The sequence below is a fragment of the Paenirhizobium naphthalenivorans genome (genome assembly GCF_007992095.1).
Classification (GTDB): domain Bacteria; phylum Pseudomonadota; class Alphaproteobacteria; order Rhizobiales; family Rhizobiaceae; genus Allorhizobium; species Allorhizobium naphthalenivorans.
Window position 1 is genome coordinate 291641 of record NZ_BJZP01000003.1, and the last position, 12276, is coordinate 303916.

At 62.2% G+C, this 12276-nt stretch carries 12 protein-coding genes; 7 read left to right on the top strand and 5 right to left on the bottom strand.

Annotated features, from left to right (window positions below):
- The first annotated feature begins 1 nt into the window (after position 1).
- Both xdhB and xdhC read left to right on the top strand, forming a co-directional pair.
- Positions 2-2338, top strand: coding sequence for a xanthine dehydrogenase molybdopterin binding subunit (xdhB, locus tag RNA01_RS04840; RefSeq protein WP_147178825.1), 2337 nt, complete (start codon positions 2-4; stop codon positions 2336-2338).
- A gap of 210 nt (positions 2339-2548) precedes the next feature.
- Positions 2549-3346, top strand: a complete 798-nt coding sequence (xdhC, locus tag RNA01_RS04845; RefSeq protein WP_147178826.1) for a xanthine dehydrogenase accessory protein XdhC — start codon at positions 2549-2551, stop codon at positions 3344-3346.
- Between the two features lie 104 nt (positions 3347-3450).
- Here xdhC and RNA01_RS04850 read toward each other — a convergent pair whose 3' ends face one another.
- Positions 3451-3681: a hypothetical protein gene (locus RNA01_RS04850; RefSeq protein ID WP_147178827.1), complete on the bottom strand. Its 231-nt coding sequence runs from the start codon at positions 3679-3681 to the stop codon at positions 3451-3453.
- Positions 3682-3792: 111 nt separating this feature from the next.
- On the opposite strand from RNA01_RS04850, the gene RNA01_RS04855 reads away from it, so the two are divergent.
- The 5 genes from RNA01_RS04855 to RNA01_RS04875 all read left to right on the top strand — a co-directional run bounded on the left by RNA01_RS04855 (position 3793) and on the right by RNA01_RS04875 (position 9030).
- Positions 3793-4710, top strand: coding sequence for a LysR substrate-binding domain-containing protein (locus tag RNA01_RS04855; protein ID WP_147178828.1), 918 nt, complete (start codon positions 3793-3795; stop codon positions 4708-4710).
- A gap of 120 nt (positions 4711-4830) precedes the next feature.
- The gene (puuD, locus tag RNA01_RS04860; RefSeq protein WP_147178829.1) at positions 4831-6066 is read left to right on the top strand and encodes a urate hydroxylase PuuD; all 1236 of its coding nucleotides are present in this window, start codon (positions 4831-4833) and stop codon (positions 6064-6066) included.
- Entirely contained in the window at positions 6063-7370 is a 1308-nt protein-coding gene (gene guaD, locus RNA01_RS04865; RefSeq protein WP_147178830.1) for a guanine deaminase, read from the top strand. The genes puuD and guaD overlap by 4 nt, the downstream gene beginning before the upstream one ends.
- Before the next feature lie 68 nt (positions 7371-7438).
- A complete protein-coding gene (locus tag RNA01_RS04870; protein ID WP_147178831.1) occupies positions 7439-7840 on the top strand; it encodes a potassium channel family protein in 402 nt (133 codons plus the stop codon).
- 38 nt (positions 7841-7878) lie between these two features.
- Positions 7879-9030: an alpha-hydroxy acid oxidase gene (locus RNA01_RS04875; protein ID WP_147178832.1), complete on the top strand. Its 1152-nt coding sequence runs from the start codon at positions 7879-7881 to the stop codon at positions 9028-9030.
- Between the two features lie 42 nt (positions 9031-9072).
- On the opposite strand, the gene RNA01_RS04880 is transcribed toward RNA01_RS04875, so the two are convergent.
- The 4 genes from RNA01_RS04880 to RNA01_RS04895 all read right to left on the bottom strand — a co-directional run bounded on the left by RNA01_RS04880 (position 9073) and on the right by RNA01_RS04895 (position 11954).
- Positions 9073-9813 (bottom strand): metallophosphoesterase family protein, encoded by a 741-nt coding sequence (locus RNA01_RS04880; RefSeq protein WP_147178833.1) that lies wholly within the window; start codon positions 9811-9813, stop codon positions 9073-9075.
- Positions 9813-10169, bottom strand: a complete 357-nt coding sequence (gene uraH, locus RNA01_RS04885; protein ID WP_147178834.1) for a hydroxyisourate hydrolase — start codon at positions 10167-10169, stop codon at positions 9813-9815. The genes RNA01_RS04880 and uraH overlap by 1 nt, the downstream gene beginning before the upstream one ends.
- Positions 10166-10666 (bottom strand): ureidoglycolate lyase, encoded by a 501-nt coding sequence (locus RNA01_RS04890; protein ID WP_147178835.1) that lies wholly within the window; start codon positions 10664-10666, stop codon positions 10166-10168. The genes uraH and RNA01_RS04890 overlap by 4 nt, the downstream gene beginning before the upstream one ends.
- 247 nt (positions 10667-10913) lie before the next feature.
- Positions 10914-11954, bottom strand: coding sequence for a glutamine synthetase beta-grasp domain-containing protein (locus tag RNA01_RS04895; RefSeq protein ID WP_147178836.1), 1041 nt, complete (start codon positions 11952-11954; stop codon positions 10914-10916).
- Between the last annotated feature and the right edge of the window lie 322 nt (positions 11955-12276).

Sequence of the window (12276 nt, forward strand, 5' to 3'; positions counted from 1 at the left end):
CATGGATAAGGCGAGTTACGAGACCTACAAATACATCAACGGCCCAATGCACCAGTCGCTCCGCCATGATTCAGCGCACAAGCATGTCAGCGGAAGTGCCGAATATATCGACGATATTCCCGAACCCGCAGGACTGCTGCACGGAGCGCTCGGCATGTCCGACCGGGCCCATGCCGAAATCCTTGCGGTCGATCTGTCCGAGGTGAAGGCCTATCCCGGCGTCGTCGCGGTGCTGACGGCCAAGGATGTGACGGGCGTCAACGATGTCTCGTCCGGCGGTCGCCACGACGAGCCGCTACTGGCCGAGGGCAAGGTCGAATTCCACGGCCAGCCGGTCTTTGCCGTGATCGCCGAAACGCGCGATGCCGCTCGCCGGGCCGCGCGCCTTGCCAAAATCGACTACCAGGACCTGCCCTTCTGGACCGATGTTGATGCTGCGCTGGAAAACGACGCGCCATTGGTCACGCCCGGCATGGTGCTGAAACGCGGCGAACCGGAGGCCGAACTCGATAAGGCCGAGCATCGCCTGAAAGGCACGATGCAGATCGGTGGCCAGGAGCACTTCTATCTGGAAAGCCACATCGCGCTCGCCATCCCCGGCGAAGACGACGAGGTCGCCGTCTGGTCCTCCACCCAGCACCCATCCGAGATCCAGCATATCATCGGCCACGTGCTCGACATCCCGAGCCACGCCATTACCGTCAACGTGCGGCGCATGGGCGGCGGCTTCGGTGGCAAGGAGACCCAGGGCAACCAGTTTGCCGCCTTGGCGGCGCTGGCCGCCAAGAAACTCAACCGCGCCGTCAAATTCCGCCCCGACCGCGACGAGGACATGGCGCTGACCGGCAAGCGCCACGACTTCCGCATGGACTTCGACGTCGCCTTCGACGGCGACGGCCGTATCCACGCGATGATCGCCAATTTCGCCGCGCGTTGCGGCTATTCCGCCGACCTTTCCGGCCCGGTCACCGACCGCACCCTCTTCCATGCAGATTCGAGCTATTTCTATCCGCATGTGAAGCTGACCTCGCAGCCGCTCAAAACCCATACGGTCTCCAACACCGCGTTCCGCGGCTTTGGCGGCCCGCAGGGCATGCTGGGTGGCGAGCGCGTCATCGAGGAGATCGCCTACGCGCTCGGCCGCGACCCGCTCGAGATCCGCAAGGCGAATTTCTATGGCGACATCGGCTCCGGCCGCAATGTCACGCCCTACCACCAGACGGTCGAGGACAACATCATCGCCCGCGTGGTCGAGGAACTGGAGACCTCCAGCGACTATCAGGCGCGGCGTCAGGCGATCATCGACTTCAACCGGACCAGCCCGGTCATCAGGAAGGGTATCGCGCTCACCCCGGTGAAGTTCGGCATTTCCTTCACCATGACCGCCTTCAACCAGGCCGGCGCGCTCGTCCATGTCTATCAGGACGGCTCGATCCACCTGAACCACGGTGGCACCGAAATGGGCCAGGGCCTTTATACCAAGGTCGCCCAGGTTATCGCCGAGTGCTTCCAGGTCGATGTCGAGCGCGTCAAGATCACCGCGACGACCACCGGCAAGGTGCCGAACACCTCGGCGACGGCCGCCTCCTCCGGCACCGACCTGAACGGCATGGCCGCCTATGACGCCGCCCGCCAGATCAAGGAACGCTTGGTTGCCTTTGCGGTGGAGAAGTTCGAGGTCACCCCGGACGAGGTCGAGTTCCTGCCCAACCGCGTGCGCGTCGGCAAGCAAGAGATCCCCTTCCCGGAATTCGTCAACAAGGCCTATTTCGCCCGCGTCCAGCTCTCGGCCGCCGGCTTCTACAAGACGCCGAAGATTCACTGGGACCGAGCCGCCGGCCGCGGCACGCCATTCTACTACTTCGCCTATGGCGCGGCCTGCACGGAAGTGTCGATCGACACGCTGACCGGCGAATACCTGATGGACCGCACCGACATCCTGCACGATGTCGGCAAGTCGCTCAATCCGGCGATCGACATCGGCCAGATCGAGGGCGGCTTCGTCCAGGGCATGGGCTGGCTGACGACGGAAGAACTTTGGTGGGACGGCAAGGGCCGACTTCGCACCCATGCGCCGTCGACCTACAAGATCCCGCTCGCCTCCGACCGGCCAAAAGTCTTCAACACGCGGCTGGCCGAGTGGTCCGAGAATGCCGAGCCGACCATAGGCCGTTCCAAGGCCGTCGGCGAGCCGCCCTTCATGCTGGCGATCTCGGTGCTTGAAGCGCTCTCCATGGCTGTCGCCTCGGTCGCCGACTACAAGCACTGCCCGCGCCTCGACGCCCCCGCGACGCCCGAGCGCGTGTTGATGGCGGTCGAGCGGCTGAAGGCGATGTAGGGTGCCGGAAGAAGCCCCCCTCCGGCCTGTCGGCCATCTCCCCCACAAGGGGGGAGAAGACAAGTGGGGAGGTCTTGCCCTCCTCACACTCCGCAAATATTGCAGTTCCACATTTCCGGCACGCCTGCGTAACCTGAGGGTAGAAACGGTACCATGCGGTTTCTCCCTGCTTGTGGAAGAGATGGCCGACAGGCCAGAGGGGGAATTACGATGATCCCACTCTCCCTCCCCGCCTTCCTAGCCACCCATCCCGAGCTCGTTCTGGTCGACCTCATCGAAGCCAAAGGCTCCACCCCGCGCGAGGCCGGCGCCTTCATGCTGGTCGCGACCAATGCGCTGTTCGGCACGATCGGCGGCGGTCAGTTGGAATTCCTGGCGATCGACCATGCCCGAACCATGCTGGCGGGAGGCGAACGCGCCACATCGCTCGACGTGCCACTCGGCCCCGAGATCGGCCAGTGCTGTGGCGGCCGCACCCTGCTTTCCTTCAGCAAGCTGGACGACGCAGGCAGGCGGGCGTTGATCGACCGGCAGGCGAAAATGGAAAGCGACTATCCCGACGTCTTCGTCTTCGGTGCCGGCCATGTCGGCCTGGCGCTCGCTGCTGCCCTTCGTCCTCTGCCGCTCAACGCCACGCTGATCGAGACGCGAGAAACGCAGGATGGTGCGATACCGGAGGGCATGACGCTTCGTCACGTCGCCATGCCGGAGGCGGAGGTTGCGTCCATCCGGCCGGGCGGGGCAGCCGTTATCCTGACCCACGACCATGCCCTCGATTTCCTGATAGCGCGTGAAGCGCTTGCCCGCCCCGAGCTCGCCTATGTCGGCATGATCGGTTCAGCCACCAAGCGCGCCACCTTCACCCGCTGGCTGCGGCGCGAAGGCGGCGATCAGACCTTACTCGACAAACTCACCTTGCCGATCGGCGGCAGCGCGTTGCGCGACAAGCGCCCGCCGGTGATCGCCGCACTGGTGGCAGCCGAACTGCTGGCCGTGCTGCTTGGCTGATGGACGGTCGAGACGAACGACGCGCCACCTGAATCATCGCATGAAGGCCCGGAATCAACGCTTGAGTTCGCCGGCGTATCACCTTGATAAGATTCATCATTCCTTCAAAGCGGCCCGGAGCGTATCCAGTCGCGATGACGCCTGTGATCAGACCAATAGGCGTCGGTACGGCTGCGTGAGGGGCGACCGTCGAGGAGGCCGAGGTCCTTTTTCATGCTGTCTGGAAGCGTATCCGACCACGTCTCGCCGCGCGCCAAGAGGCGCGTGAAAAATCGTTTGATGCCGCCAAAAGAAAGGCCCGGCACAAGCCACAGATTCTTGATCGCGGACACCATGTCGCGTCTCCATCGCCCAATTTCATTTGATCTTTGATGCGCTCAGAATGCCCGGCATTGCGTGGCATATCCAATTCAATTACGGTGACCATAGATAAAGAGAGCTTATCCATGAAACTGTCGAAACAGTTCCCGCTCAATGCCCTGCGCGTCTTCGAGGCGGTCGGCCGGTTGGGAAGCTTCACCAAGGCTGGCGAGGAGCTGGGCATGACTCAGACGGCGGTGAGCTACCAGATCAAGCTGCTGGAAGAGAATATCGGCGAACTCCTCTTCCTGCGCCGCCCGCGCCAGATAGCGTTGACGCCGATTGGCGAACGCATGCTGCCCAAGGTGACGGAAGCCTTCGCCACCCTGCGCGAAGTGATCGACACCGCGCGTCAGAATGCCGACGAGATCCTTGAGATCCACTCCACACCGACATTTGCCTCCCACTGGCTTGCCCGGCATCTCGGCGCCTTTCAGCTCGCCCATCAGAACATCGCGGTCCGGCTGCTGCGTGGCTCCAGGCTCACCGACTTCAGCCGCGAGACCGCGGATCTCGCGATCCGGATCAGCCAGGCCCCCTGGCCCGGCCTCACATGCCACCCGATCCTGCGGCTGAGCTATTCGCCGATGCTGAGCCCCAAGCTGGCGGAGAGCATCGGCGGCGTGAAGAAGCCGGTCGACTTGCTGAAGCTGCCCTGGATTACCGACGACGACGGACGTTGGACACGCTGGTTCACGCAGGCGGGCCTCGATGCCGCAGACCACACCGCGCGCACGTTCGACGCGGGCGGCGCGCTCGATCTTGAAGCCGGAGCGGCGATGGCCGGTCATGGCGTCGCCATGCTGAGCCCCTTCTACCTTCAGGACGAACTGGCGTCCGGGCGGCTCATACAGCCGTTTGAACTCAGCTGGCTGGACGACAGCACCTACTGGCTGGTCTATCCCGAAAACCGGCGCAATCTGCCCAAGGTCCGCAAGTTCCGCGAATGGCTGGAAGCCACCCTGGCACCGGAGCGTGACGCGATAGCGCTCGCCGCGCGATAACGCCGGGTAGGCAAGAGGCAAAGAATTTCTCTGGATAGGCCCACGATCCGACATGTGGGGCTTTCCTTGACGGCGATTATTTTTCAAACTGTTTCGCCGGAGGAAGAAAAGGATTTTCTGATGTACGAATATGCCATTGCCTGGGAATGGCTCTCCTTCGCGGTCCGCTGGCTGCATGTGATCACGGCAATCGCCTGGATCGGTTCATCCTTCTACTTCATCGCCCTCGATCTCGGGCTGGTGAAGCGCGACCATCTGCCGGTCGGCGCCTACGGCGAGGAGTGGCAGGTCCACGGCGGCGGCTTCTACCACATCCAGAAATATCTAGTGGCGCCGGCCTCGATGCCCGAGCATCTGACGTGGTTCAAGTGGGAGAGCTATGTCACCTGGCTTTCGGGCTTTGCCATGCTGGCCGTCGTCTATTACGGCGGGGCCGATCTGTTCCTGATCGACCGGCATGTGCTCGACCTGACCCAATGGCAGGCGATCGCCCTTTCGATCGCCTCGCTCGCGGTCGGCTGGGTGATCTATGACCAGTTATGCAAGTCGCCGCTCGGCAAGAATATCTGGGTGCTGATGGGCGTGCTCTACGTGGCGCTGATCGCCATGGCCTGGGGCTATACGCAGGTTTTCACCGGCCGCGCCGCCTTCCTGCATCTCGGCGCCTTCACGGCCACTATCATGTCGGCCAACGTCTTCCTGATCATCATTCCGAACCAGAAAATCGTCGTCGCCGACCTGATCGCCGGCCGCACGCCGGATCCGAAATATGGCGTGATCGCCAAGCAGCGCTCGTTGCACAACAACTACCTGACGCTGCCAGTCATCTTCTTCATGCTCTCCAACCACTATCCGCTGGCCTTCGGCACCGCCTACAACTGGGTGATCGCCGCACTGGTCTTCCTGATGGGCGTCACCATCCGCCACTGGTTCAACACCACCCACGCCCGCAAGGGCCGCCCGACCTGGACTTGGCTCGCCACGGCGCTGATCTTCATCGCCATCATGTGGCTGTCGACCGTGCAGAGGGCACCGGTCGAGGAGGAGGTTTCGGTCGCTCCGGTCAATCTCCGCTTCGTCGAGAATGCCCACTATGAAGCTGCCCGCGACGTCGTCTTGTCGCGCTGTTCGATGTGCCATGCGGCCGAGCCGGTCTGGGAAGGCGTTGTGCGGCCGCCAAAGACCGTGAAGCTCGAGACAGACGCGGAAATCGCCGCCCATGCCCGCGAGATCTATCTCCAGGCCGGCCGCAGCCATGCCATGCCGCCCGGTAACATCACCGAGGTCTCAACCGAGGAACGCGCCCTGCTGGTCGCCTGGTTCGAAAGCGCTGTTTCGGGAAACAAGCAGCCATGAGCGCGACCCTCTTTCGCGCACGGCTGTTGAGCTTCACTCGCGCCCCGGAGCATATCGACGACAGCGGCAGCTACCGCTACGAGAGCGACGGCGCCCTGCTGGTCGATGACGGCAAGATCCTCGCCATGGGCGATTATGCGACGGTGAGCACGTCAGTTCCCGAAGACACCGTGGTGATCGACCGCCGCCCGCACCTGATCCTGCCCGGACTGATCGACACCCATGTGCATTTCCCGCAAATGCAGGTGATCGCGTCCTATGCCGCCAACCTGCTTGAATGGCTGAACACCTATACTTTCCCGGAGGAATGCCGTTTCGTCGAGCAGGCCCATGCCGACCGCATCGCCAAGGCCTTCTTCGACGAGTTCTTCCGCAACGGCACGACGACGGCGGTCGCCTATTGCTCGGTACACAAGGCCTCGGCCGACGCTTTCTTCGCCGAAAGCCTCAGGCGCGGCAGCCTGATGATCGGCGGCAAGGTGATGATGGACCGCAACGCGCCGCAGGGCCTCCTGGACACCCCGGAGACCGGCTATGACGAAACCCGTCAGGTCATCGCCGACTGGCATGGCAAGGGCCGCAACCACGTCGCCATCACGCCACGCTTCGCCATCACCTCGACACCGGAGCAAATGGAACGCGTTCAGGCGCTGGCGCAAGAGTTTCCCGACCTGCACATACAGACGCACCTGTCGGAGAACCACGACGAGATCCGCTACACCTGCGAACTCTACCCGGATGCGGTCGATTACACCGACATCTACGCGCATTACGGCCTGCTTGGTCGGAAAAGCCTTTTCGGCCACGCGATCCATCTCTCCGACCGGGAGGCCGACGCGATGAGCGAGGCCGGTGCCGTCGCGGTGCATTGCCCGACCTCCAACCTCTTCCTCGGTTCCGGTCTCTTCCCGCTGCGCAAATACCAGCGCCGCGACAAGAAGCTTCGGATCGCGGTGGCGACCGATATCGGCGGCGGCTCCAGCTATTCCATGTTCAAGACGCTGGACGAAGCCTACAAGATACAGCAGTTGCTCGGCGAACGGCTCAACCCACTGGAGAGCTTTCACATGATGACGCTCGGCAATGCCGAGGCGCTTTCGCTTTCGGATCGGATCGGCACGCTTGAACCCGGCACCGATGCCGACTTCGTCGTTCTGAACGCCGCGGCAACCCCGGCCATGGCCCTGCGAATGGAGACCATCCGCTCCCTTGCGGAGGAACTGTTTCTGCTGCAAACATTGGGCGACGACCGGTCGGTCGTGGAAACCTATGTCGCCGGGCGGAGCATGAAGCCTACCGCGTGACAGCATTACGGCCCGGAACCGAACTCATTTTGCTGCAACTCTTCGCCAATATTGTCCTCGGAGTCTTGATGATTTCGATGACCGTCATCATCCACACGTTCGGCCTTATCGGCGTGACGCGCGCCATGGGCTGGGTGACCGATCGCATCCGCCTTGCCGGGCATCGCAGCCATCTGCTGGCGATGAACACCGTGGTGATCGGCGTCTTCGCCGTTCTGACGGCGGAAGTCTGGCTCTGGGCGCTCTGCTATCGGTTGCTGGGCTTCATCACCGACTTTCCGACGGCACTCTATTTCGCCACCATCACCTTCTCGACGGTCGGCTATGGCGACGTCGTTCCCGCGGTTGAATGGCGCATGCTGGCGGCCCTTGAGGGGGTGAACGGCTTCGTGCTGATCGGCTGGTCGACCGCCTACCTGGTCGCCGCCGGCATGCGTGTCGGCCCCTTCCGTTCTGGCGAGCATTTCTGATGACACTCTGTCGTTAATTTCCAAAGAGGTAAATTCCCGTGTCCCCCATTCTTGAGATCGCCGACCTGAAGGCGCTGGCGAAGCGTCGCGTACCGAAGCTGTTCTTCGACTATGCCGACAGCGGCGCCTATACGGAGAGTACCTACCGCGCCAACGAAAGCGATTTCTCGAAGATCAAACTGCGCCAACGGGTGCTGGTCGACATGAGCGGCCGCTCGCTCGAAACGACGATGATCGGTGAAAAGGTCAAGATGCCTGTCGCGCTTGCCCCGACCGGTCTCACCGGCATGCAGCATGCCGATGGCGAAATGCTGGCGGCGAAGGCGGCGGAAGAGTTCGGCGTTCCCTTCACCCTCTCGACCATGAGCATCTGCTCGATCGAGGACGTCGCCTCGGTGACCACCAAGCCCTTCTGGTTCCAACTCTACGTCATGCGCGACCGCGATTTCGTGCTGAACCTGATCGAGCGAGCCAAGGCGGCGAAGTGCTCGGCGCTGGTGCTGACCGCCGACCTGCAGATTCTTGGCCAGCGCCACAAGGATCTGCGCAACGGGCTGTCGGCCCCGCCCAGACTGACGCCGAAGCACCTCTACCAGATGGCGACGCGCCCGCGCTGGTGCTGGAACATGCTCCAGACCAACCGCCGCACCTTCCGCAATATCCACGGCCACGCCAAGAGCGTCACCGACCTCGCCTCGCTCAACGCCTGGACGACCGAGCAGTTCGACCCGCAGCTGTCGTGGAAAGACGTCGAGTGGATCAAGGAGCGCTGGGGCGGCAAGCTGATCATCAAGGGCATTCTCGACGTGGAGGACGCGAAGATGGCGGCGAAGACCGGGGCGGATGCGATCGTCGTCTCCAACCACGGCGGCCGCCAGCTCGACGGCGCCCATTCCTCGATCGCCATGCTGCCGCGGATCGTCGATGCTGTCGGCAACAAGATCGAAGTGCACCTCGACGGCGGCATCCGCTCCGGTCAGGACGTGCTGAAGGCCGTGGCGCTCGGCGCCAAGGGCACCTTCATCGGCCGGCCCTTCCTCTACGGCCTCGGCGCCATGGGCAAGCCGGGCGTCACCAAGGCGCTGGAGATCATCGCCAAGGAGATGGACACCACCATGGCACTGTGCGGCAAGCGCGGCATCGCCGAGATCGACGGTGGCATCATCGCGGAAAACCCGTTCAAGGTCTGAACGCCAAAGAGAGGGAGGCGCCGCCAGCGTGCCTCCTGCCTCTCAAACGATCCAGCCTGTCGAAAGCGCGCTGATCCAGTCGGTCATGCCATACGCCTTCGCCATATCGGCGGCGGCGAGATTGTCATAGCGCACCTGCCGGAAACTGGGCTGCCAGCCACGGCCGGTCTTTTCCAGGACGGCATAGGCGGCGAATGGCGTGCCGGCCTGGGCCTTGTGATAAAATGGCTTGTCATAATCGAAACCGGGACAGCCGACGCTACCCGGATTGACGATCAGCCGGCCGTCGGAAAGCTGCACCGAACGGGCGATATGGCTGTGGCCGCACAGGATGAGCGGCTGGTCTATGCCCTCGGCCCGCGCTTCGATCTCCGAGAGCGGCTTGAGATGAAAGATGCCCTGCTCGTTCAGCGTCTCCATCCAATAGGTGTTATCGTCCTGCGGCGTCGCGTGGCAGAGATAGACCTCATCGCGGAAAACCGTGCTGAACGGCAGCGTGCGGATCCAGTCGAGCTGCTCTTCGGAGAGTTGCTCGAAGGACGGCCGCTCCCAGTCTCCCATCGCCTCGAACGGCCGGTCGATCAGCGCCCGATCATGGTTGCCGCACACGGTCACTGCATCGAGCGGCATCAACAGTTCCGCCGTCCTTGCCGCATCCAGCGGACCGGAAAAGCAATCACCGAGATTGACGATGTCGGAAATGCCCAGCCCACGGATGTCCTCAAGCACCGCCTCAAGCGCCAGATGGTTGCCGTGCACGTCGGCGATGGCGGCAAAGATCATCAACTGCCCCGATAGGTCGAATAGCCGTAGGGCGAAAGCAGAAGCGGCACGTGATAATGCGCTGTCGTGTCGGAAATGCCGAAGCGGATCGGGATCACGTCGAGGAAGGGCGGGTCGGTGAGGGAGACTCCCTTGGTCTTGAGGTAGTCGCCGGCATGGAAGAGAAGCTCGTATTGCCCCACCTGAAAATCGGCCCCCACAAGGAGCGGCCCACCATCGACCCGACCGTCGGAATTGGTGAAGACTGTGGTGATCAACTCGGCTTCTTCGCCGTTCATCCGCATCAGTTGAATCTTCAGCCCATCGGCGGGCTTACCGAGCGCGGTGTCGAGGACATGGGTGGTGAGACCGGTCATAGATGGGGCTCCAGAATGCGGTAAGGCGTTGGGAAGAAGTGTTCTTCGAGATTGTTGCCCGGCCCGTCACGATCGACAACCAGAAAATCAGATGGATCACCGATTGCCATTAACGGATGGTGCCAGACATTGCGGTGGTAGTTCACCCCCTGGTCGGGCCGTGCGAGGAAGACCCTCGGCTCGCCGGGCCGGCCGCCCTCGTCCTCGGAGACGGCGACAAGGAAGGACCGGCCCGACAGGGGCGAAAAGCTCTGGCTGCCGAGCGGATGACGCTCCATCATGCCGATCTCGTAAGGAAAGCGACGGGGCTGGCCACGAAATATGCTGGCGATCACCCGCGCGCCCTCGCCCACCGCCTCGGGGGCAAAGAGCGCGTGAAACCGCTCGGTCGTACCACCGTTGATCAGGCGCATGGTGGATGGCATCGCCTCGATCACTTCGCCGAAGGGCAAGAAGGCAGCGGCGGTGAGAGGCTGTACGGCAAGAGGCTGGTTCAAATATCATTCCCCCTGGGGATGAGGCGGTTCGCATTCACAGGTGACGCGCCGCGAAAAATACCCTCGTTTCGCCCGGTCTCGGAAATCCCGATGCCAGGAAAGCCTGTCGGCTTCAGGATCTACATAGCCGAGCGACGTGTACGAGGAAAGCGTCCCGCGCGGGACTTGACGGAACGAAGGCCGGATCAAACGCAAACGACGCCGGCTTTCGCCGGCGTCGTCCGAATGCCTTGGGAGATCGAAACGATCAGGCGGCGCTACGGCCGAAATCGGCGGTCGCGACTTCCGAGATCGTCTTGAGAACCTGCGAAGCGATCTGGTAGGGGCAGCCCTGCGAGTTCGGACGACGGTCTTCAAGGTAGCCCTTGTAGCCGTTGTTGACGAAGGAATGCGGAACGCGGATCGAGGCGCCGCGGTCGGCGATACCGTAGGAGAACTTGTTCCACGGTGCCGTCTCGTGCTTGCCGGTCAGGCGCATGTGATTGTCCGGACCGTAAACGTCGATGTGCTCTTTCCAGTTCTTGGCGAAAGCGGCCATCAGGGCTTCGAAATATTCCTTGCCACCGACTTCGCGCATGTACTTGGTCGAGAAGTTGCAGTGCATGCCCGAACCGTTCCAGTCGGTGTCGCCGAGCGGCTTGCAATGGAACTCGATGTCGATGCCATAGCCTTCGCAAAGGCGAAGCAGCAGGTAACGGGCGATCCACATCTGGTCGGCTGCGCTCTTGGAGCCCTTGCCGAAGACCTGGAATTCCCACTGGCCCTTGGCCACTTCGGCATTGATGCCTTCATGGTTGATGCCGGCTTCGAGGCAGAGGTCGAGATGTTCCTCGACGATCTGACGCGCAACGTCGCCGACGTTCTTGTAGCCGACGCCAGTGTAATACGGGCCCTGCGGCGCAGGGAAGCCATGCTCCGGGAAGCCGAGCGGGCGGCCATCCTGGTAGAAGAAGTACTCCTGCTCGAAACCGAACCAGGCACCCTCGTCGTCGAGGATCGTGGCGCGGGCGTTCGACGGATGCGGCGTGACGCCATCCGGCATCATGACTTCGCACATGACCAGTGCACCGTTGAGGCGGGCCGGGTCGGGATAGACGGCGACCGGCTTGAGCACGCAATCGGAGTTGCTACCTTCGGCCTGCATCGTCGAGGAACCGTCGAAACCCCAGAGCGGGAGCTGTTCCAGCGTCGGGAAGGTATCGAATTCCTTGATCTGCGTCTTGCCGCGAAGGTTCGGAACCGGCGTATAGCCGTCGAGCCAGATATACTCGAGCTTGTACTTGGTCATTCTTGGTCTCTCTTCAGTCAAGCGCTCGCCCAAAGAGCGCAACAGAGGGCTGATTCTCCGGCATCCCGGCGAGTCGACATCTTAACAGGCATGAATCATGCCAACTTGATCGAATTGCGTCCCATTCGATTCGAAATCCATCACACCTCCCCAAAAAGAGGGCTGAATCGCATCATTTCCTGAAGAGACTTCCCCGCTTCTCCAGAGTTCTGACGCGATTTTTGCGAGATTTTTTGCCGCTGCGAACAACAGGTCACAACTGGTCACTTCGCAGCCAACCAAGAAAAAAGCACGAAACAGCCTATTTTATAGGCATTTTGCA